This is a genomic window from Dactylosporangium sp. NPDC005572, from assembly GCF_040605515.1.
In the GTDB taxonomy this organism is placed as follows: domain Bacteria; phylum Actinomycetota; class Actinomycetes; order Mycobacteriales; family Micromonosporaceae; genus Dactylosporangium.
Window position 1 is genome coordinate 1 of record NZ_JBEXCY010000209.1, and the last position, 20,509, is coordinate 20,509.

18 protein-coding genes and 1 tRNA gene are annotated in these 20,509 nt (G+C 71.0%); 10 read left to right on the top strand and 9 right to left on the bottom strand.

Features of this window, described 5'->3' with window-relative positions; genetic code table 11:
- Positions 1-64 precede the first annotated feature (64 nt).
- From thrC to argS, 4 genes are read right to left on the bottom strand one after another with little or no spacing between them, the layout of a single operon-like run.
- Complete coding sequence (thrC, locus tag ABZS66_RS50480; RefSeq protein WP_238014550.1) at positions 65-1,114, bottom strand: threonine synthase; 1,050 nt, start codon at positions 1,112-1,114, stop codon at positions 65-67.
- Positions 1,115-1,118: 4 nt separating this feature from the next.
- Positions 1,119-2,402 (bottom strand): homoserine dehydrogenase, encoded by a 1,284-nt coding sequence (locus ABZS66_RS50485; RefSeq protein ID WP_354770221.1) that lies wholly within the window; start codon positions 2,400-2,402, stop codon positions 1,119-1,121.
- 3 nt (positions 2,403-2,405) lie between these two features.
- Complete coding sequence (gene lysA, locus ABZS66_RS50490; protein ID WP_354770222.1) at positions 2,406-3,794, bottom strand: diaminopimelate decarboxylase; 1,389 nt, start codon at positions 3,792-3,794, stop codon at positions 2,406-2,408.
- A 5-nt stretch (positions 3,795-3,799) separates the two neighbouring features.
- Entirely contained in the window at positions 3,800-5,458 is a 1,659-nt protein-coding gene (argS, locus tag ABZS66_RS50495; RefSeq protein WP_354770223.1) for an arginine--tRNA ligase, read from the bottom strand.
- A 166-nt stretch (positions 5,459-5,624) separates the two neighbouring features.
- Here argS and ABZS66_RS50500 point away from each other — a divergent pair, with 166 nt between their 5' ends.
- The 3 genes from ABZS66_RS50500 (at position 5,625) to ABZS66_RS50510 (ending at position 7,370) form a co-directional block, all read left to right on the top strand.
- The gene (locus ABZS66_RS50500) at positions 5,625-6,578 is read left to right on the top strand and encodes a DUF3105 domain-containing protein (protein WP_354770224.1); all 954 of its coding nucleotides are present in this window, start codon (positions 5,625-5,627) and stop codon (positions 6,576-6,578) included.
- 42 nt (positions 6,579-6,620) lie between these two features.
- Complete coding sequence (locus ABZS66_RS50505) at positions 6,621-7,214, top strand: DUF305 domain-containing protein (RefSeq protein WP_354770225.1); 594 nt, start codon at positions 6,621-6,623, stop codon at positions 7,212-7,214.
- 81 nt (positions 7,215-7,295) lie between these two features.
- Positions 7,296-7,370: transfer RNA gene (locus ABZS66_RS50510), tRNA-Arg, on the top strand.
- Positions 7,371-7,737: 367 nt separating this feature from the next.
- Here the strand turns inward: ABZS66_RS50510 and ABZS66_RS50515 are convergent.
- The 3 genes from ABZS66_RS50515 to ABZS66_RS50525 all read right to left on the bottom strand — a co-directional run bounded on the left by ABZS66_RS50515 (position 7,738) and on the right by ABZS66_RS50525 (position 12,913).
- Entirely contained in the window at positions 7,738-10,599 is a 2,862-nt protein-coding gene (locus ABZS66_RS50515) for a hypothetical protein (protein WP_354770226.1), read from the bottom strand.
- A 533-nt stretch (positions 10,600-11,132) separates the two neighbouring features.
- Positions 11,133-12,254, bottom strand: coding sequence for a HAMP domain-containing sensor histidine kinase (locus tag ABZS66_RS50520; protein WP_354770227.1), 1,122 nt, complete (start codon positions 12,252-12,254; stop codon positions 11,133-11,135).
- Positions 12,255-12,259: 5 nt separating this feature from the next.
- Positions 12,260-12,913 carry a response regulator transcription factor gene (locus tag ABZS66_RS50525; protein ID WP_354770228.1) on the bottom strand — a complete coding sequence of 218 codons (654 nt, stop codon included), beginning with the start codon at positions 12,911-12,913 and terminating at the stop codon, positions 12,260-12,262.
- Between the two features lie 114 nt (positions 12,914-13,027).
- Here ABZS66_RS50525 and ABZS66_RS50530 point away from each other — a divergent pair, with 114 nt between their 5' ends.
- Both ABZS66_RS50530 and ABZS66_RS50535 read left to right on the top strand, forming a co-directional pair.
- On the top strand, positions 13,028-13,882 hold the full coding sequence (locus ABZS66_RS50530) for an ABC transporter ATP-binding protein (protein WP_354770229.1): 855 nt from the start codon (positions 13,028-13,030) through the stop codon (positions 13,880-13,882).
- Positions 13,879-14,874: an ABC transporter permease subunit gene (locus ABZS66_RS50535; RefSeq protein ID WP_354770230.1), complete on the top strand. Its 996-nt coding sequence runs from the start codon at positions 13,879-13,881 to the stop codon at positions 14,872-14,874. The genes ABZS66_RS50530 and ABZS66_RS50535 overlap by 4 nt, the downstream gene beginning before the upstream one ends.
- Here ABZS66_RS50535 and ABZS66_RS50540 read toward each other — a convergent pair.
- Together ABZS66_RS50540 and ABZS66_RS50545 are read right to left on the bottom strand one after the other, a co-directional pair.
- Positions 14,867-16,042 (bottom strand): DUF6596 domain-containing protein, encoded by a 1,176-nt coding sequence (locus ABZS66_RS50540; RefSeq protein WP_354770231.1) that lies wholly within the window; start codon positions 16,040-16,042, stop codon positions 14,867-14,869. The two genes, ABZS66_RS50535 and ABZS66_RS50540, sit on opposite strands and share 8 nt — an antisense overlap.
- Positions 16,039-16,368, bottom strand: coding sequence for a YciI family protein (locus ABZS66_RS50545; protein ID WP_354770232.1), 330 nt, complete (start codon positions 16,366-16,368; stop codon positions 16,039-16,041). The genes ABZS66_RS50540 and ABZS66_RS50545 overlap by 4 nt, the downstream gene beginning before the upstream one ends.
- A 77-nt stretch (positions 16,369-16,445) precedes the next feature.
- Here ABZS66_RS50545 and ABZS66_RS50550 point away from each other — a divergent pair, with 77 nt between their 5' ends.
- The 5 genes from ABZS66_RS50550 to ABZS66_RS50570 all read left to right on the top strand — a co-directional run.
- Complete coding sequence (locus ABZS66_RS50550) at positions 16,446-17,657, top strand: MFS transporter (protein ID WP_354770233.1); 1,212 nt, start codon at positions 16,446-16,448, stop codon at positions 17,655-17,657.
- Between the two features lie 26 nt (positions 17,658-17,683).
- Positions 17,684-18,535, top strand: coding sequence for an SPFH domain-containing protein (locus ABZS66_RS50555; protein ID WP_354770234.1), 852 nt, complete (start codon positions 17,684-17,686; stop codon positions 18,533-18,535).
- Positions 18,536-18,540: 5 nt separating this feature from the next.
- Positions 18,541-18,744, top strand: a complete 204-nt coding sequence (locus tag ABZS66_RS50560) for a hypothetical protein (protein WP_354770235.1) — start codon at positions 18,541-18,543, stop codon at positions 18,742-18,744.
- 31 nt (positions 18,745-18,775) lie between these two features.
- Positions 18,776-19,723, top strand: a complete 948-nt coding sequence (gene thrB, locus ABZS66_RS50565; RefSeq protein ID WP_354770236.1) for a homoserine kinase — start codon at positions 18,776-18,778, stop codon at positions 19,721-19,723.
- Between the two features lie 285 nt (positions 19,724-20,008).
- On the top strand, positions 20,009-20,509 hold a 501-nt coding region (locus tag ABZS66_RS50570; RefSeq protein ID WP_354770237.1), incomplete at its 3' end, for a Rho termination factor N-terminal domain-containing protein.

Genomic DNA, 20,509 nt, shown 5'->3' on the forward strand with positions numbered 1-20,509 from the left:
CGGCACGAGCGGTGTCTGGCGGGAGCGACGGTCGTGCCTTGCACGGACCCGAGTCCCGGAAACGCTAAGCCAGGTCCAGGGCCTTCGCGGCGGCAAGCACGTCGGCCGGGACGGTGGTCGGCGCCGGGGCCGTCGAGATGGCCCAGTCGGGGTCCTTCAGGCCGTGGCCCGTGACCGTGCAGACGATGGTCTGGCCCGGGTCGATCTTGCCCTGGGCGGTTGCCTGGAGGAGGCCGGCCACGCTCGCGGCGCTGCCGAGCTCGACGAAGACGCCCACCGAGCGGGCCAGGAGGCGGTACGCCTGGAGGATGTCGCGGTCCGTCACGGCGTCGATCAGGCCGCCGGACTCGTCCCGGGCGTCGACCGCCTTGGTCCAGCTGGCCGGGTTGCCGATGCGGATGGCCGTGGCGATCGTGCTCGGCTCGCGGACCACCTCGCCCTTGACGATCGGGGCCGCGCCCGAGGCCTGGAAGCCGAACATGCGCGGGGTGCGGGTCGCGTTGCCGGCGGCCTTGTCCTCCTTGTAGCCCATCCAGTACGCCGTGATGTTGCCGGCGTTGCCCACCGGGAGGCAGTGGATGTCAGGAGCGTTGCCCAAGCCTGCCACGATCTCGAAGGACGCCGTCTTCTGGCCCTCCAGGCGGTCCGGGTTCACCGAGTTGACCAGCGCCACCGGGAAGTCCAGGGACAGCTTCGACGCCAGCGCCAGGCAGTCGTCGAAGTTGCCGGTCACCTGGAGGAGGCGGGCGCCGTGAACCAGGGCCTGGGCCAGCTTGCCCAGCGCGATCTTGCCCGTGGGGACCAGGACGGCGCAGGTGATGCCCGCTCTCGCGGCGTAGGCGGCGGCCGAGGCCGACGTGTTGCCCGTCGAGGCGCAGATGATGGCCTTGGCGCCCTCCTCCACCGCCTTCGACACCGCCACCGTCATGCCGCGGTCCTTGAAGGAGCCCGTCGGGTTGGCGCCCTCGACCTTCAGGTAGACGTCGCAGCCCGTGCGCGCGGAGAGCTCCGGCGCCGGGAGCAGGGGCGTGTTGCCCTCGTGGAGGGTGATCACCGGGGTCCGGTCGGTGACCGGGAGGCGGTCGCGGAACTCTTCGATCAAGCCACGCCACATGGCGTTACTCTCCTTCGACGCGCAGGACGCTCGCCACGGCCCGAACAATGTCCAAAGCTCGCAGTTCGGCGACGGTCGCGGCGAGGGCCCTGTCCGGCGCGGCGTGCGTGACGATGACCAGGACGGCCTGGTTGCCGCGACCCGACTGGTTGACGGTCGCGATGCTGACCCCGTGCTTGGCGAACACCCCGGCGACGGCCGCGAGCACGCCCGCCTTGTCCGAGACGTCCAAGGAGATGTGGTACCTCGTGAGCACGTCCCCGATCGGTGCGACCGGGAGGTCAGCGTAGGCCGACTCGGACGCCGCGTGGGTGCCGGCGAGCCGGTTGCGGGACACGGCCACGATGTCGCCGAGCACCGCACTCGCGGTCGGCGCGCCACCGGCGCCCCGGCCGTAGAACATGAGCTGGCCGGCGGCCTCCGCCTCGACGAAGACCGCGTTGAACGCGTCGCCCACGCCGGCCAGCGGGTGCGTGCGCGGGATCATCGCCGGGTGGACGCGCACGGAGACGGCGCCGTCCTGCTTGGTGGCGATGCACAGGAGCTTGATCGTGCAGCCCATGGCCTTCGCGCTGGCCATGTCGGCGGCGGTGACCTCGGTGATGCCCTCGCGGTACACGTCGGCGGCGGTCACCCGGGTGTGGAACGCCATCGACGCCAGGATCGCCGCCTTCGCCGCGGCGTCGAAGCCCTCGACGTCGGCGGTGGGGTCGGCCTCCGCGTAGCCGAGGGCGGTGGCCTCCTCGAGGGCCTCGGCGAAGCCGGCGCCGCTCGTGTCCATGGAGGAGAGGATGAAGTTGGTCGTACCGTTGACGATGCCCGTCACGCGGGTGATGCGATCACCGTGCAGGGAGTCGCGCAGCGGGCGCAGCAGCGGGATCGCGCCCGCCACCGAGGCCTCGTAGTAGAGGTCGGCGCCCGCGTCGGCGGCGGCCTTGTGCAGCGTGGCGCCGTCCTCGCCGAGCAGGGCCTTGTTGGCCGTCACGACGCTCTTGCCGCCGTGCAGCGCCTCGAGCAGCCAGGTGCGGGCCGGCTCGATGCCGCCGACCACCTCGACCACCACGTCGACGTCGTCCCGCTTGATCAGGCCGAGCGCGTCGGTGGTGAAGAGCGACTGGTCGACCGGCAGCTCACGGGCGCGGCCGGCGCGCCGCACGGCGATGCCGACCAGCTCCAGGGGCGCGCCGATGCGGGCCGTCAGGTCGTGCTCCTGCTCGTGCATCAACCGCACGACCTCGGAACCGACCGTGCCGCACCCGAGCAGCGCCACCTTGACCGATTTCGGCATCTGTCACCCCACGTCCAGTCTGAGCAGGTCGTCCTCGGTCTCCCGGCGGACGATCACCCGCGACACCCCGTCGACCACCGCGACCACCGGCGGGCGGGGCACGTGGTTGTAGTTGCTCGCCATGCTGCGGCAATAGGCGCCGGTGCCCGGAACCGCAAGAAGATCTCCGGCGCGAACGTCGGCCGGCAGGAACTCATCCTTCACGACGATGTCCCCGGCCTCGCAATGTTTTCCCACCACGCGGGCGAGAATCGGCGGTTCGGACGATGCCCGGCCGGCGATCGTCGCCGAGTAGGCGGCGTCGTACAGCGCCGGGCGGATGTTGTCGCTCATCCCGCCGTCGACCGAGACGTACGTGCGGATGCCGTCGACGTCCTTCACGGTGCCGACCTCGTACAGCGTGAACATGGACGGGCCGACGATCGCGCGGCCCGGCTCGACGGACAGGTGCGGCACGCTCAGGTGCAGGGCGGCACACTCCTGCTTGACGATGCGCATGAGGTCGCGGGCCAGGTCGGCCGGCTCGGCCGGGCTGTCCTGGGTCGTGTACGCGATGCCGAAGCCGCCGCCGAGGTCGAGTTCGGGAAGTTCCGTCCCGTGTACCTCGTGGATCTTCGCCTGGAGGCTCAGGATGCGCCGGGCGGCCACCTCGAAGCCCGACGAGTCGAAGATCTGGGAGCCGATGTGCGAGTGGAGGCCGCGGAGGTTCAGGACGTCGTCCTTGAGGATGCGCTCGACGGCCTGCTCGGCGGCGCCGCCGGCCAGCGAGAAGCCGAACTTCTGGTCCTCGTGGGCGGTGGCGATGTACTCGTGGGTGTGGGCCTCGACGCCGACGGTGACCCTGACCATGACGTTTGGCCTGGTGTTGGTCTCGCGGGCGATCTCGCTCAGCCGGGCGATCTCCTCGAAGGAGTCGACGATGATGCGGCCGACGCCCGCTTCGACGGCTCGCCGCAGCTCCTGTGGGGACTTGTTGTTGCCGTGCAGGCCGATGCGCTCCGGCGGCATGCCGCCGTTCAGGGCTACCCGCAGCTCACCGCCGGTGCAGACGTCGAGGCTGAGGCCCTCCTCCACCAGGATGCGCACGATGTGGGTGGCGATGAAGGCCTTGCCGGCGTAGTAGACGTCGGCGCCGCCGAACGCCTCCTTGAACCTGCGGCAGCGATCCCGGAAGTCCGCCTCGTCGAAGATGTAGGCGGGGGTGCCGTGCTGGGCCTGTAGCTCCTGGACGCTCAGCCCGCCGACGGTCAGCGCGCCGTTTTGTGTGCGGTTGACCGTTTTGGGCCACAGCATCGGGACCAAAGCATTGACGTCGCCCGGGGTCCGCAGCCATGACGGGCCGTTGGCGGCGCCGAGGTCCGCGTGCAGTGCCCCCGCCTCGTGTGCGCGCATGTTCCTTACATCCGTTCCGGTGCGGAGACCCCGAGCAGGTCGAGGCCGTTGACGATGACCTGGCGCGTGGCGTCGTTGAGCCACAGGCGCGCCCGGTTGGTCCCCGTGAACGGATCGTCGCCCTGGGGCAGCACCCGGCAGTTGTCGAAGAACCGGTGGTACGCGCCGGCAAGGTCCTCCAAATAGCGTGCCACGCGGTGCGGCTCGCGCAGCTCCGCGGCGGTCGCGACCACCGACGGGAAGTCGCCCAGCGCCTTGAGCAGGTCGAGCTCCTTCTCGTGGACGAGCAGCGACGGGTCGAAGTCGTCGCCCCGGGTGTGGCCGAGCTCGGCGGCGTTGCGCGCGATGGAGGCCGTCCGGGCGCCGACATACTGCACGTAGAAGACCGGGTTGTCGTTCTTCTGCCGGGTGATGACCTCGATGTCGAGGGTCAGCGGCGAGTCGGTCGAGGAGCGGGCCAGCGAGTACCGCGCGGCGTCCACGCCGACGGCGTCGATGAACTCGTCGAGCGTGATCAGGGTGCCGGCGCGCTTGCTGAGCCGGACCGGCTCACCGCCGCGCAGCAGGCTGACCAGCTGGCCGATCAGCACCTCGATGTTGCGCTGCGGGTCGTCGCCGGCGCAGGCCGCGATGGCCTTGAGGCGGCCGATGTACCCGTGGTGGTCGGCACCCAGCATGTAGATGCAGCGCTCGAAGCCGCGTTCCCGCTTGTTGATGTAGTAGGCGGCGTCGGCGGCGAAGTACGTCTTCTCGCCGTTGGACCGGATGAGCACACGGTCCTTGTCGTCGCCGAAGTCGGTGGTGCGCAGCCAGATGGCGCCCTCGGACTCGAAGACGTGGCCCTGCTTGCGCAGCTCGTCGAGGGCGTGCTCGACCGCGCCGCCGTCGTGCAGGGTCTTCTCGGAGAACCAGACGTTGAAGTGGACGCCGAACCGCTCGAGGCTGTCCTGCATCTCCTTCAGCATGGCCGTGTAGCCCGCCTGCTGGAAGGCTTCCGCTTGCTCTTTATCGGATTTTTCCAGAATGTCCGGATTTTCCCGGACGATTTGGGCGGCGATGTCCTGGATGTACTCACCCGGATAACCATCCGGCGGGGTGGGCTGGTTGTTCGCGGCCGCCATCACCGACTCGCCGAAGCGGGCCATCTGCACGCCGGCGTCGTTGATGTAGTGCTCGCGGGTGACGTCGGCGCCCGCAGCGGTGAGGATGCGGCCGAGCGCGTCGCCGACCGCCGCCCAGCGGGTGTGGCCGAGGTGGACCGGGCCGGTGGGGTTCGCCGAGACGAACTCCAGGTTGATCGTCTCCTTGGCGAGCGTCTCGCTCCGCCCGTACGCCGAGCCGGCCCGCACCACGAGCCCCGCCAGCGCGCCGGCGGCCGCGGCGGACAGCCGGATGTTGAGGAAGCCGGGCCCGGCGATCTCAACGCTGTCGATCCCGGGAGTTTCCTGCAAGTTTTTCGCGACGGCGGCGGCAAGATCGCGCGGGTTCAGCCCGACCTTCTTGCCCAACTGCAGGGCGATATTCGACGCATAGTCACCATGCTCCGGGTTTCGCGGTCGCTCCACGCTGGTGGTCACCGGAAGAACGGACGCGTCGAGGTCACGCTCGGTGATGGCCGCCCGCGCGGCGGCGAGGACTGCTACGGCGAGTTCAGCGGGAGTCACCGACAAATGTTATCGGGGGTAGACTCCCGTACTTGGCGGCGGCCCGTTGTGCTGGTCACAATGCGGGACGGCCGGCCGAGTTTCCGCCCGAAACCCCCCGACCGTTGACCAGACGAGGCCCGATGAGCGACCCCACTGCCCAGCGTTGCGAGGCGACGAAATGAGCATGAGCACCCAGCACGGCGGCGGCAACCGCAAGCCGTCCACGAAAGCCGTGTCCGGCGCCAAGCCGAAGCAGGGTGGCGACGAGGATCTCGAGGACGCCTCGGCCGTCTCGGACGTCGACGAGATCGAGGACGTCGTCGACGAGACCTCCTCCGACGAGACCTCCGAGTCCTCGGACGACGAGCCGAAGGCTCCCGCCCGCCCGAAGGCCCAGCCGCGCAAGTCGGCCCCGGCGCGCAAGACGGCTCCGGCCGGCAAGCGTCCCGGCGGCTCGACCCGGCCCGTCGGCAAGAAGATCGCCCCGGTCAAGGTCAAGCAGGGCACATCCTGGGGCCCGATCGCGCTGTTCACCACCGTCGGCGTGCTCGCGCTCGGCATCATCGGCTTCGCCGGCTGGCAGGTGTACGAGAACGGCCTCAGCTGGCAGGACCGGGCCGACCGCATCGAGGGCATCAAGGACTACCGCAAGACCGACAAGGCCCTGGTCGACCAGCGTGAGCACGTGTGGGGCCCCCAGACGTACAACATGAAGCCCCCGGTCGCCGGCAACCACAACCCGAACTGGCAGCGGTGCATGGGCGACGTCTACACGGCACCCATCGCGACCGAGCACGCGCTGCACAGCCTGGAGCACGGCGCGGTCTGGATCACGTACAAGCCGGACCTGCCCGCCGACCAGGTGGAGACGCTGGCCAAGAAGGTCCGCGGCAACGACTACATGCTGATGAGCCCGTTCGCCGACCAGGACAAGGCGATCTCCATGCAGGCGTGGGGCTTCCAGCTCAAGGTCGACAACGCCAGCGACCCGCGCATCGACGAGTTCGTCAAGGCGCTGCGCCAGAACGCCTCCCTGGAGGCCGGCACGCCCTGCTCCAGCGGTGACGTCATCACCGAGACCGGCAGCACGCCGCGCGACCTGGGCAAGGACGGCGGCGGCACCGGAATGGGCAACTGACCTACCGTGTTTGCGCAACTTTCGGGGCGAGCACGCCTGGGCATGGGCGTGCTCGCCGCCGTCCTCCTGCTGGTGACGGGCGTAGCCATCGGCTACCTGGTCCCCAACCTCCGCAAGCCGGGCGACGACTCGATCGACGCCGGCTTCGCCCGCGACATGAGCACCCACCACGCTCAGGCGGTCGAGATGGCGATGTTCGCCTTCCGCCTGGGCGACTCGGAGCATGTGCGGACGCTGGGGTACGACATCGCGGCCAGCCAGCAATGGCAGATCGGCCAGATGCAGACCTGGCTGGTGGAGTGGCACCTGTCGCCCACGACGAGCACCCGCCCCATGGCCTGGATGCCGGACGGCCAGAACGCGCTGCAGTCCGACGGCCGCATGCCGGGGATGGCCTCGAAGGCCGAGCTGGACAAGCTGAAGTCGTCCAAGGGCAAGAACTTCGACGCCCTGTGGTGCCAGCTGATGCTGCGCCACCACCTGGGCGGCATCCACATGGCCGAGGTGGCGGCGACGAAGGCTTCCGATCCGGAGGTCCGCGATGCGGCGGAGAAGATGCGGGTGTCGCAGCAGTACGACATATCGCAGCTGACGGAGCTGCTGAAGGACCTGGGCGCCCAGCCCCTGTCGTCGTAGGCCCGGTCCCGTCCGCCGCGGGGGTATCTGATGCGCGGCGGACGGGAGGGTTCTGCTAGTCTTTGCGAGGCCTTAGCCGAGGCCCCCGTAGCTCAGGGGATAGAGCACCGCCCTCCGGAGGCGGGGGCGCAGGTTCGAATCCTGCCGGGGGCACCACTTTGAAAGCGGCTCTCACCAGCCAAAAATGAAGCCCTGGACCAGCGAGAATGCGGTCCGGGGCTTCACCCGTATGTCCGGCTGTCACCGACGGTTCCGGTCATGATCGGCTGGCCACCCCCTATACGCCCCCGAGTCCGATGTCGCTCCTACGCCCTTCGGATGGCCCGGCGGGAGCCTCGCGGTCCGAGGGGATGGCGCGGTCTCCGACGACGGTGGCGACGCGTTTTCGTGGAGCCGGATTTCCGCTCGACTGATCGGACTTTCAAAGACCCCGAGCCCTTGCGGCCCGGGGTCTTTGTCGTTCGAACGGCGGGGTGATGGCGCGGTTGTGGCACGCCTTCACCCCGCCTTGAAGCGGTGGTGGTCAGGCCGACGTCACGGCGAAGCCGTCGAGGACCGCGTAGGTGCCGGACAGCTTCGTCACCACGATGGTGTGGGTGCCGGCCGTCAGGCCGGTTCTGGTGTAGACCGCCACGTTGGCGTGGCGGACGCCGTCGGTGGGGATGGTGCTCACGACCTGTTGGGTGCCGCCGTCGATGGTGATGCCGAGGTTGCCCTGGTCGGTGTTCTGCTCGCCGTAGACCGTGATGCCCGTACCGGTGAAGGTCAGGGTGGCCGTCGAGCCGTTCGTGGTGGCGTAGTGGATGTCGCCGTTGAGATCGCCGAACGTGCGGCCCGACTGGAGGGTGAAGCCGCTGTACGTGATGCGGCTGTCCGGGTTGTCCAGCCGGACCGTCGTCGGGCCCGTGTTCAGGACGGCGAAGCCGTCGAGGACCGCGTAGGTGCCGGACAGTTTCGTCACCACGATGGTGTGGGTGCCGGCCGTCAGGCCGGTTCTGGTGTAGACCGCCACGTTGGCGTGGCGGACGCCGTCGGTGGGGATGGTGCTCACGACCTGTTGGGTGCCGCCGTCGATGGTGATGCCGAGGTTGCCCTGGTCGGTGTTCTGCTCGCCGTAGACCGTGATGCCCGTACCGGTGAAGGTCAGGGTGGCCGTCGAGCCGTTCGTGGTGGCGTAGTGGATGTCGCCGTTGAGATCGCCGAACGTGCGGCCGGACTGTTGGCTGAAGCCGCTGTACAGGATGTGGCTGTCGGTGTCGTCGAGGCGGCCGGCGGTGGCCGGGCCGTCGCCGGCGCCTACTCGGATGTCGGCCGTGGTGGTGCCGGCCGGGATCGGCACGACGAGGAAGCCTCCGGACACGAACTGTACGCCGGTGACCTGGACGTTCTTGACGAAGACCGGGGTCGTGGCGGTGAAGCCGTGGCCGCCGACGAGGACCTGGGTGGCGTTCGTCGGGGAGATGTAGCGGACCTGTGGTGCGCCCGCGTTTGGCTGGGCGACGTAGGCGGAGGTCAGGCCCGCTGCAGCGAGGATGCTCGTCGGGATGGTGCCGGGGCCGGGGGTCGCCGGGATCGAGACGTTGCCGGAGGCGTTCGAGTCGACCGGAGGGTTGCACGGGTACGACTGGATGGGCGCGGAGAAATAGTTGTTCCGGATCCAGAAATGGCCGGTGGGGCTGCAGCCGCCCTGCGCGGCGCCGCCGGCGCTGAAGGCGACGTTGCCCTCCCAGTTGATCCACTCGGAGCCGGCGTCGTTGTAGTAGGTGAAGTTGGTGTTGCGGCCGTTGAAGGCGACGTTGCCCTTGACCTGCAGGCCCTTCGCGAGCGTCGCGACCGGGTCGATCGTGCCGTCGGCCTTGTTGACGTAGCCGGCCTGGTGACCCTCGGCGTAGATCGCGCCGCCGTCGCTGCGCACCGACATGTAGTCGTGGAAGAGGTTGTTGCTGATCGTGTTGTTCTCGTTGATGTTGGTGGAGTTCTGCGGCGTGCTCGCCTGGTCGACGTGGCCCTGGATGACCCCGGCGGTGATCGCGGTGTAGGGCAGGTCGTAGAGCGCGTTGTTCGTGATCTTCGTGCCGCGGGAGAACAGCAGCGTGATGCCGCACGCGGAGGAGTACTCGGTGCCGATGCGGTGGATCACGTTGTCCGACACGGTGGTGTTGGTGAGGATCTCGTTGAGACCGATGCTGTCACCGCTGACCGCCGTGGGATCGGGCGTGCAGTGGTCCTTGATGCCCTGCGCCTCGGACGCGTTCGTCGGCGTCGGGTCGTAGGTGCAGCCCAGCAGCAGCGCCGTCGAGGCGATCTCGGTGAACTCGTTGCCCTGGATGAGGGTGTTGCGGGCGCCGTACATGACGCTGAGGCCGGCGCCGCCGAGGTTGACGAACCGGTTGCCGGCCAGGGTGAGGTTGGTGGTGGCGGTGAACGCGACGTTGGCCAGCGGCTGGGTCAGCGCGCCCCACGGGCAGCTGCCCGCCGGGCTCGAGAAGTTGCACATGCCCTGGTTGCGGCCCTCGGTGATGCGCAGGTTGCTCTGCACGTCGGAGAAGCCCGCAGGGCGTGAGGGATCGTTCCACGTGGCGTAGGAGAACTGCAGCCCCGCGAACGTGATGTCGTGCAGCGGGTTGGCCAGCGTGCCCGCGCCCTGCAGCAGCGACTCCAGGCGCGGGAGCTCCACATCGAGGTTCGGCACCTGCTGGCCGGACTCGGGCTGGTAATACAGCCTGTTCGCCGCCGGGTCGAGGAACCATTCGCCGGCGCTGAGCAGCGCCTTGGCGTAGTCGACGCGTGCCGGCTTGGTGTTCACCGACATGGACGGCAGGCCGCCGCTGCCCTGGCTGAAGCTGGCCCGGTTGGTCACGTTCGTCCAGCAGGGCTGCGCCATCGTCAGCACCGCCGTGCTGGCGGTGTAGCTCGCGACCGGGCAGCGCGACTCGGTCCACGGGCCGTTGCCGCCGGGATAGTCGAACTGCACCCGCGCTACCTCGGCCGCCGTGCGCGCGCCGAACCACGCCTTCGCGGCGGCGTCGCCGTTGATGTTGTATCCGGACGACGAACCGGTCCAGGTGCCGTTCCATCCGAGCTCCGACAGCGGCGCGCCGGCCACCGGCACTCGCTTGCCGTCGACGTACACCTGCCGGGTCTGGCTGCCCGACGGCACCGGCGCGGACCAGATGCCGCTCGTGCCCTCCTGGGCCCAGCCGGTCACCTGGGTCGCGCCGGAGATCACCGGGACTGCGCCCGGCGCCGCGCGCCACACGACGGGGTGCCCCGCGCTGCCCGAGTCGGCGGCGGTGAACTTCCACGTGCTCGACAGCCGGTACGTGCCGTCGGCGAGCAGCACCTGCACGTCCGCGCCGGGATCGGCGACGAGCTTGGCGCGCACCGCGCCCTGGGCTCCCGCCAGCGAACATGGAGCCGTCTGCGTGCACGACGACCCGGAACCGGTCGGCGACGCGTAGAAGGTCGCCGCGGTCGCCGCGGACGCCTGCGAAACGGGCAGGAAGGTCGCAGCGGTTGACAACGCTGTGAGTAGGAGTGTGAGCCGGAGCCTCACGATCGTCTACTTCCTTTCGGCGGGACGGAGCGCGCCGATCGCACCTGGTGGGGTGGCTGGTGATCACCGGACGTCGCCGGGTCCGGGTGTGGCACCGCCCTGCCGCCGATCAGGGAGGAGTTGCAGCGTTGGTCCAGGAGCCGGTTCAGGCCGCCGAGGGTGAGGGTGGAACGGGGCGTGGACGGCCGAGATGCCTGGACTGACCGTGCTCCGACCGTTGACGTGAGGGGTCGCCAACAATGACGAGCATTGATTATTAATGTAACAGTGCGCCGAGGACGTGGTAAGGCAGCCTGCCCGATCCGTCGATTTACGGTGACCTCGAGATCGAGCGGGGTCCAGCAGCGCGCATCGTCCGTCGGTCAGGCCGGGAAGTGGAGTTCGACGGTGAGGCCTCCGCCGGGGCGGGACTGCGCGGTCAGGTGGGCGGCGTGGGCGACCGCGATCGCCCGCACGATGGACAGGCCCAGGCCGTGGTGGCCGTCGTCGGCGACGCGGCGCATCCGCTGGAACGGTTCGAAGAGGCGCTCGACCTGCTCTGGTGGTACCACCGCGCCGGTGTTGGCCACGATCAGGCGGACGTGGCCGTCGATGCCGCGGACGTGCACCTCGACGGCACCGGCCGGCTCGTTGTAGTGGATGGCGTTGTCGAGCAGGTTGGCCACGAGGCGGGCCAGCAGCATCCGGTCGCCGACCATCGTCGCCGGGCGGATCACCGTCTGCAGGCGCAGGTCGTGGCGTTGCAGCTCCGCGGACCGCTCGGCCAGCGCCGTGGTGACCACCTCGTCGAGGTCGAGCGGCTCGCCCTCGTCGCGGGCCGACTCGCTGCCGGCGAGGGTGAGCAGCGACTCCAGCAGCTCGCCGCGGTGCCGGTTGATCGCCAGCAGCTGCTCGAAGTTGGCGCGGTACGACTCGGTGGTGGCGTCCGGGTCGATGAGCGGCTCCTCGAGGAGGGCATGCTCCACGGTCAGCGGCGTGCGCAGCTCGTGCGCGGCGTTGGCGACGAACCGTTTGTGCCCGTCGAGGGCCACCTCGAGCCGCCCGAGCAGCCCGTCGATGGTGTCGGCGAGGTGTTTGAACTCGTCGCGGGGACCGGTCAGGGCGAGTCGCTCGTGGACGTTTCGGCCGGAGATGCGCTGCAGCGAGCCGCTCATCGTGCGGATCGGGCGCAGCATCCGCCCGGCGATCAGCCAGCCGAAGCCGAGCGACAGCGGCACCATGAGCAGCAGCGCGATGCCGGGCACGACCAGCATCTCATCGGGGAAGTCGTCCCCGGTCAGGTCAGGGGGCTTCTCCGGGATCTCTTCGCGGCCGAGGCCGGGCACCGGCGGTGGTACCGCGGCGGCGCCGGGCGGCCCGACGGACCGGTCGGGCAGGGCGCCGTTCAGGCTGGCGACGATGATCAGCAGCACGGCACCGGAGACGACGGTCACGAGGCAGTACAGGAGCGTGAGCCGCCACCGCAGCCGGTTCGAGGGGCGCACGGTGCTCAGATCCGGTAGCCGGCGCGGGCGACGGTCTCGATGAGCGGCGGGTCGCCGAGCTTCGCCCGCAGCCGGTTGATGGTGGCCTTCACGGTGGTGGTGAACGGGTCGGCGGCCTCGTCCCAGACCTGGTCGAGCAGCTCCTCGGCCGAGACGACCCGGCCCTGAGCGGTCAGCAGGTACTCCAGCACGGCGAGCTCCTTCGGGCTGAGCGGCAGGCGCGCGCCGGCCCGGGTGGCGACCCGCTGGGCCGGGTCCAGCCGCAGGTCGCCGTGGGTGAGCACGGGCGGGACGGCTGGACGGGTGCGGCGGCCGACAGCCCGGATCCGCGCGACCAGCTCCGCATAGGCGAACGGCTTCGGCAGGTAGTCGTCGGCGCCGATGCCGAGGCCTTCGACCCGCTGCGCGACGGTGCCCGAGGCGGTCAGCATGAGCACCCGGCTGGGCGACTCGCGGGCGATGAGCGTGCGGCACACCTCGTCGCCGTGCACGGCGGGCAGGTCCCGGTCGAGCACGACGACGTCGTAGTCGACGAGGTCCGTGCGCTCCAGCGCGGCCGCGCCGTCGTAGGCGACGTCGACGGCCATGCCCTCCCGGCGCAGCACCCGCGCGACCGAGTCGGCGAGCTGCTTCTGGTCCTCCACCACCAGCACTCTCACCGCGCCGAGCCTAGTCACAGTACGGTCACAGCCTGGTCACAGCCGCGCGGACCGTGCTGTGACCGGCCGCGGACTACAACTGCCGTCAATGCACACGCAGACGGGAGAGGATCCATGACGGCCGTCATCGAGACGGAACATCTGACCAAGCGGTACGGCAGGAAGACCGCACTGTCCGACTGCACCCTCCGGGTGCCGGCCGGGAAGATCGTGGGCCTGGTCGGGCCGAACGGGGCCGGCAAGTCCACGCTGCTGTCGCTGACCTGCGGGCTGTTCGCGCCCAGCGAGGGCCGCATCGAGGTACTGGGTGGGCGGCCGGCGGGCACCGCCGCCCAGTTGGCACGGGTCGGCTTCGTCGCGCAGGACGCGCCGGTCTACGCCGGGCTGTCGGTTGCCGAGCACCTGAAGCTCGGCGCGCGCCTCAACCCGGGATGGGACGAGTCGCTCGCCCGGCGGCGCATCGACCGGCTGGGCCTGGACCCGGCGCAGAAGGCGGGCCGCCTCTCCGGCGGCCAGCGCGCCCAGCTGGCCCTGACCGTCGCCGCGGCGAAGCGGGGTGAGCTGCTGATTCTCGACGAGCCGGTCGCGTCGCTGGACCCGATCGCCCGCCGGGCGTTCATGCACGACCTGCTGTCGTTCGTCGAGGAGCTCGGGGTGAGCGTCGTGCTGTCCTCGCACCTGCTGAGCGACCTGTCCCACGTCTGCGACCACCTGGTGGTGCTGGCCGGCGGGCAGGTGCAGCTGGCCGGTGACGTCACCGACCTGCTGGCGGTGCACCACCGGCTGCGGGTGGACGGTGGAGGGCTCGACGGGCGGCTGCCGGCCGCGGCGCGGGTCGTGCACACCGAGCGGACGGTCGCCGGTACCACGGCGATCATCCGGTCGCCGGAGCCGGTTCCCGGTGCCGAGCGCGCCGACCTGGAGGACGTCGGGCTGGCGTACATGATGGCGATGGAGGTGCAGCGATGATCTGGCTCGCCTGGCGGCAGCTGCGCACGCAGGTCCTCGTCGCGGTGGTCGGGCTGGCGGTGTTCGCGGCCTACCTGGTCTACCTCGGGTTCCGCATCCGGCACGACTACCTCGCCGACGTGGTCAACTGCGTGCCCAGCGACTGCGCCAGCAGCCGGCGGCTGTTCGCCGACCGTTACGTCGCGCAGGTGTCCCTGCTCGGCCTGCTGCTGCTCGCCCTTCCCGGCATCGTCGGCGCCTTCTGGGGCGCGCCGCTGGTGGCCCGGGAGCTGGAGACGAAGACCGACCTGCTGGTGTGGAACCAGAGCGTCACCCGCGGCCGCTGGCTCGCGGTGAAGCTGCTGGTGGTCGGGGCTGCGGCGGTGGCGGTCAGCGGCGCCTTCAGCCTCCTGCTCACGTGGAGCGTGAGCCGCTACGACCAGTGGGCCGGCGACCGGTTCGCCGCGATGAGCTTCGCCGCGCGCAACGTCGTACCGCTGGGCTACGCGGCGTTCGCGTTCGTCCTGGGCGTGCTCGTCGGGCTGCTGGTTCGGCGCACGGTCCCGGCGATGGCGATCGTGCTGGCCGTGTTCGCGGCCCTGCAGGTCGTCGTCCCGACGGCGGTCCGGTCGCACCTCCTGCCGCCGGTCTCCAGCACCGTGGCGTTCAACGGTGAGGCGATGCAGCACGCGCACGGCTTCGGCATGAGTCCGGAGACCGGGGCGAGCATCGTGGGCTACGTCATGCCGGGCACGTGGCCGATGGACTCGCAGTTCAAGGTGTTCAACGCGGACGGGACGCCCTACACCAGCACCCAGTCCCGCCAGTGCATGACCGGGACCCCGGACAAGGACTTCGAGTGCATGACGCAGCAGAACCTGCACTTCTCGTACACCTACCAGCCGGGCAGCCGGTACTGGCCGTTCCAGTGGATCGAGCTCTCGGCGTACACCCTCCTGGCCCTGCTCCTGGCCGGCGTCTCGTTCCTGTGGATCCGCCGCCGGGTCAGCTGAGCGACCGGGCCCGCTCCAGCAGGGCCCGGCGTTCGGGCTCGGAGGTCACGCGGGCGGCCGACGCGCGGAACAGGTCGGCCGCCCGCACCGCGTCGCCCGTGCGGGAGACCAGGTCGGCCTCGGCGGCCAGGGCCAGGGGGTAGTCGTCCAGCGCGCCGCCGGCCCGCGCATCGGCCAGCAGCCGCAGGCCGGCCTCCGGGCCGTGGGCGTAGCCGTGCGCCACGGCCCGGTTCAGGGCGATGACCGGGGTCGGCTGGAGCCGGATCAGCGCGTCGTACGTGGCGGCCACGGTCGCCCAGTCCGTCGACGCGGGGTCGGGCGAGGTCGCGTGGCAGGCGGCGATGCGGGCCTGCAGCGCGTAGGGGCCGTTCGAGGCGGGCAGCAGCGCGACCGCCTCGGCGATCATCGCGGTGTCCCAGCGGGTCCGGTCCTGCTGGTCCAGGGTCACCAGGTTGCCCTCGGCGTCCCGGCGGGCGGCGCGGCGGGAGTGCTGGAAGAGGAAGAGCGCCAGCGCGGCGGCGACCTCGGGCTCCGCCGGCATCAGCGACCGCAGGAGCCGGGCCAGCCGGATCGCCTCCTCGGCGAAGGCCGGCTCGCCGGACGCGTTGTAGCCCTGCGTGAAGAGCAGGTACAACACCGCCAGGACGCCGGGGAGGCGTTCGGCCAGCGCCGGGCCGGTCGGCACCCGGTAGGGGATGTGGGCGTCGGCGATCTTCGATTTTGCCCGCGTCAGGCGGCGGGTCATCGCCGACTCCGAGGCCAGGAACGCCCGCGCGATCGCCCCGGTGGGGACCCCGCAGACGACGCGCAGGGTCAGGGCCACGCGCGACTCCAGTGCCAGGGCAGGGTGGCAGCAGGTGAAGACCAGCCGGAGGCGGTCGTCGTCGATCTCATGGGTGAGCGCCTCCCCGGAGCCGAGCTGTGCCAGCTCACGCAGCTTGCGCTGCTCGACCGAGGACCGGCGCAGCACGTCGACCGCCCGGTTGCGGGCCACCGTCATCAGCCAGCCGCCGGGGTTGTCCGGCACGCCGGTCGAGGGCCACCGCTCCAGCGCCATCGTCAGCGCGTCCTGCGCGCAGTCCTCGGCCAGGCTCCAGTCGCCGGTGATGCGGATGAGGGTGGCGACGATCCGCGGGAACGCGTCCGCCGCCACCTCGTACGGCGTCACAGATCGGCGAACGGGCGCAGCTCGATGCGGCCGTTGCGGGCCATCGGGTGAGTGCGGGCCACCTCGATCGCCTCGTCGAGGTCGGCGCAGTCGATCAGGTCGAAGCCCACGATGACCTCCTTCGTCTCGGCGAACGGGCCGTCGGAGACGAGCAGCTCGCCGTTGCGGACGCGGACCGTCGTCGCCGACGACGTCGGCGCGAGCTGGTGGCCCTGCTCCCGCCGGCCCTTCGCGTCGTTCTCCTCGACCCAGGCGAAGATGTCGGGCTCCGGCGACGGATCGGTGTCGGGTGCGCTGTCGGTGCAGACGAACATCATGTACTTCATGTCAGCTCCTCGTTCGGTAGCGGCTTCATCAGCATGACGAACGGCGACGCCCAGATCGGACACCTAGGGTGTGGTACGTGCCGCCAACCCTCTCGGTCCTTACCCGCAACAAGGACTTCCGCCACCTCTTCGCCGCCGACCTGATCGGGCTGGGTGCCGACTGGTTCGTCATGATTCCCCTGCTCAGCCTGCTGCCGCAGCTCACCGGCTCCGGCGTGTGGGGCGCGCTCGTGCTGGCCGCCGACACGGGCGTGATCGCCCTGCTGCTGCCATACACGGGCACGGTCGCCGACCGGCTCGACCGCCGCAAGATCATGGTCACCGCCAACCTGGCGATGGCGGTGTGCACTTTGAGTCTGCTCTTCGTGCGTACCGCGGCGACCGCCTGGCTCGCCGTCGCCGCGATCGGGGTCGTCGCCGTGGCGAAGGCGTTCTTCGTCCCGGCCGCCTCGGCCGGGCTGCCCAACGTCGTCGACGCGGAGGACCTGCCGGCCGCCAACGCGCTCAGCGGCTCGGCGTGGGGCACGATGCTGGTCGTCGGCGCGTCGCTGGGCGGCGTGGCGTCGTCGATCGCCGGCCCCTACCCGTGCTTCGGCCTCGCCAGCGCGCTGCTCCTGCTGGCCGCCTTCCAGGGCTGGCGGATCCGCCGCCCGCTCCAGGCGGGGGCGCCCGCGGACGGTCAGGCGGGGGTGGGCGAGGCACTGCGGTACATCCGGAACCATCCGCGCGTCGCCTCACTCGTCACGGTCAAGTGCGCCGTCGGCCTCGGCAACGGCGTCCTCACCGCGTTTCCGCTGCTGGCAGCCGTGCTGGGGGCCGGCCCGGCGGGGCTCGGCCTGCTGTTCGCGGCGCGGGGGCTCGGCGCGCTCATCGGGCCGCTGGTGCTGCGGCGGGTGCTGAACCACCGGGCCTGGATCCTGCCTGGCCTGGCCGTTTCCATGGCGATCTACGGCATCGCGTACCTCGGCGTCAGTGTCGCCGGCTGGTTCCCGCTCGTGCTGGTCGGCGTCGTCATCGCCCACCTCGCCGGCGGCGGCAACTGGATGATGTCGAACTACCAGCTCCAGGCCGAGGTGCCCGACGCGCTGCGGGGCCGGGTCTTCGCCACCGACGTCATGCTCGCGACCCTCGCCGTCTCGGTGTCGCAGCTGGCCGTCGGCGCCTTCGTCGACCGGGTCGACCCGCGCCCGCTGGTGGCGATCAGCGGCGCGGTGACCCTCGTGTACGCGATCGGCTGGGGGCTGGTCACCCGGCGTGGCGCGAGCGGCGCGCCTGAGCTATCCTCGTGATATCACTTCGATAGCCGGGAGATGTCATGGAGAGACGTGCGTTCCGCCTTCCTGGGTTCCTGATGCTCGCGCTGCTGCTGGCCATCGCGATCGTGTCGGTCGCGGTGGTGGCGTCCCTGCCCGAGGACACCGCCGGCGGCCTGGTCGCCGCCGCCTCGCTGGTCGTGGTCGTCATCGCCGCCGGGTTCAGCGTGGTCAACCCGAACGAGGCCCGGGTCGTGCAGTTCTTCGGCCGCTATGTCGGCACGCTGCAGGAGGCCGGCTTCCACTGGACCGTCCCGTTCAGCGCCAAGCGGCGCATCTCGCGCCGGGTCCGCAACTTCGAGACCGCCCGGCTGAAGGTCTCCGACGCCGACGGCAACCCCGTCGAGATCGCCGCCGTCGTCGTCTGGCGGGTCGTCGACACGTTCAAGGCCAGCTTCGGCGTCGACGACCACATCTCGTACGTCGCGGTCCAGGCCGAGGCGGCCGTCCGGCACCTCGCCACCAGCTACCCCTACGAGGCGCACGACGACGGCCGGGCCAGCCTGCGCGAGGGCAACGTGGTCAGCGAGGAGCTCAGCACCGAGCTGGGGGAGCGGGTCTCGCTCGCCGGGGTCGAGGTGCTGGAGTCGCGCATCACCCACCTCGCCTACGCGCCGGAGATCGCCCAGGCGATGCTCGCCCGGCAGCAGGCCAGCGCCATCGTCGGCGCCCGCTACAAGATCGTGGAGGGGGCCGTGGGCATGGTCCAGAGCGCGCTGGAGCGGCTCAGCGAGCTGGAGGTCGTCGAGCTCGACGAGGAGCGCAAGGCGCAGATGGTGGCCAACCTGCTGGTGGTCCTCTGCGGCGACCGCAACGTCCAGCCCGTCGTCAACACCGGCTCGCTCTACGCCTGACCGCCATGGCCGAGCGCAAGAAGCTGCTGCTGCGGCTCGATCCGCAGGTCTACGACGCGGTCGCCCGCTGGGCCGCCGACGACCTGCGCAGCGTCAACGCCCAGATCGAGTTCGCGCTGCGCCTCGCCCTGCGTCAGGCCGGCCGGGCATCGCGGGCGGAGCCGGCCGATCCGCCGGATCCGGCCGATCCGCCGGATCCCGAGGACTGAACCCCGACGTCCTCATGGTGAGATGAGGGGCATGGCTCTGCTGTCCGAACCCGTCGTGGCCCGCGTGCCCGCGACGAGCGCGAACCTCGGTCCCGGCTTCGACGCGCTGGGCCTCGCCCTGACCCTGTATGACGTGGTCGAGGCCCGGGTCGCCGCCGCCGGCGTCACGGTCGAGGTCCGCGGCGAGGGGGCGGGCGACCTGCCCGGCGACGAGAGCCACCTCGTGGTCCGCACCATGCGGCGGACGTTCGACCTGCTCGGCGAGCAGCCCCCGGGCCTGGCCCTGCGGTGTGACAACCGCATTCCCCAGGCCCGGGGGCTCGGCTCGTCCTCGGCCGCGATCGTCGCGGGCATCGTGCTGGCGCGCGGGCTGGTCGACGGCGGGGCCGAGCGCCTCGACGACGTGGCCGCCCTGGCCCTGGCCAGCGAGATCGAGGGCCACCCCGACAACGTGGCGCCGTGCCTGCTGGGCGGGTTCACGATCGCGTGGACCGACGACGACAACCGGGGTGCTTCGGCAGTACGGCGGGAGCCGGCGCCCGGCATCCGCCCCGTCGTCTTCGTGCCCGAGGAGCGCGGCCTGACCGAGGTGGCGCGCGCCGCGCTGCCGCCCGCGGTGCCGCACGCCGACGCGGCGTTCAACGCGGGCCGCGCCGCGCTGCTGGTGCACGCGCTGGCCGGCGACCCCGGCCGGTTGTTCGCCGCCACTGAGGATCGGCTCCATCAGCGGTACCGCGCGGAAGGCATGCCGGCGACCGCCGAGCTCGTCGCCGGCCTGCGCGACCAGCACGTGGCCGCCGTGGTCTCGGGCGCCGGGCCCAGCGTGCTGGCGTTCGCGGTGGCCGACTGGACGCCCGTGCCGATGCCGGGTTGGCGTGTTCTGCCGCTGGACGTCGACATGACCGGTGCACGTCTCGGCGGTGAGCTGGGATGGGGTACGCTTGAACACGCCGAGCGGGACCCTGTTGCCGCTGGCTAGCTGAGTTGATTACTCTCTAGTCCTACAGCAGCCGCTCAGTGCGGCGATCTCATGCGGGGCGGCGTGCTCCGATTTCCGTGGCACCCCTTGCGCACGCCCGGCCGCCAACCCGCGTTTCCTGTGGTCGCACGCGCACGGCTGGGCAGGCCGCAGATGGTGGCGTCCAGCCCACCGCACAGCGCTGCAACACCTCCCGCACCCACGCGAGGCGGGAGCACACCGCGGGCCGCCCGGCCACCGTGTCTCGAATCCGGGCAGCTCCGGCCTAACGAGGGAAGGAATCCATTGAGCGACACCACCGACGTCACGTCGGATGTCTCCACCGGAGCAGAGGGCGCCGAGGCAGGCGCGACGCGCCGGCGGGCGCGCTCCGGCACGGGGCTGTCCAGCATGCTGCTCCCCGAGCTGCAGAGCCTGGCCGCCTCGTTGGGCATTTCCGGCACCGCCCGGATGCGCAAGGGCGAGCTGGTGACGGCCATCCAGGAGCGTCAGGCGGGTGAGTCGCGGCCGGCGGCCGCCGCTGCCCCGCGCGCCGCCCGCGCCGCGCGCACCGAGACCCCCGAGGCGGAATGGCCGTCCGCCACCGAGGTCACCGAGGCTCCCGCCCCCGCCCGCTCCCCTCGTCGGGCCACCCGCGCAGCCGGCCCGCCGGAGCCGCGCACCGTCCGTGAGGACACCGCCGCCGAGGCGGTGGCCGAGAAGCCGGCCGCGGCCGAGCCGGCCGCCGAGCACCACGGTGTGGCGCTACGTCGCACCGCACGAGCCTCCGCCGAACGCTGCCGATCT

Coding starts and splice junctions, on each gene's coding strand:
- thrC (WP_238014550.1), bottom strand. CDS start 1,114: ATGTGGCGTGGCTTGATCGAAGAGTTCCGCGACCGCCTCCCGGTCACC.
- ABZS66_RS50485 (WP_354770221.1), bottom strand. CDS start 2,402: ATGCCGAAATCGGTCAAGGTGGCGCTGCTCGGGTGCGGCACGGTCGGT.
- lysA (WP_354770222.1), bottom strand. CDS start 3,794: ATGCGCGCACACGAGGCGGGGGCACTGCACGCGGACCTCGGCGCCGCC.
- ABZS66_RS50500 (WP_354770224.1), top strand. CDS start 5,625: ATGAGCACCCAGCACGGCGGCGGCAACCGCAAGCCGTCCACGAAAGCC.
- ABZS66_RS50505 (WP_354770225.1), top strand. CDS start 6,621: ATGGGCGTGCTCGCCGCCGTCCTCCTGCTGGTGACGGGCGTAGCCATC.
- ABZS66_RS50530 (WP_354770229.1), top strand. CDS start 13,028: ATGACGGCCGTCATCGAGACGGAACATCTGACCAAGCGGTACGGCAGG.
- ABZS66_RS50535 (WP_354770230.1), top strand. CDS start 13,879: ATGATCTGGCTCGCCTGGCGGCAGCTGCGCACGCAGGTCCTCGTCGCG.
- ABZS66_RS50545 (WP_354770232.1), bottom strand. CDS start 16,368: ATGAAGTACATGATGTTCGTCTGCACCGACAGCGCACCCGACACCGAT.
- ABZS66_RS50555 (WP_354770234.1), top strand. CDS start 17,684: ATGGAGAGACGTGCGTTCCGCCTTCCTGGGTTCCTGATGCTCGCGCTG.
- ABZS66_RS50560 (WP_354770235.1), top strand. CDS start 18,541: ATGGCCGAGCGCAAGAAGCTGCTGCTGCGGCTCGATCCGCAGGTCTAC.
- thrB (WP_354770236.1), top strand. CDS start 18,776: ATGGCTCTGCTGTCCGAACCCGTCGTGGCCCGCGTGCCCGCGACGAGC.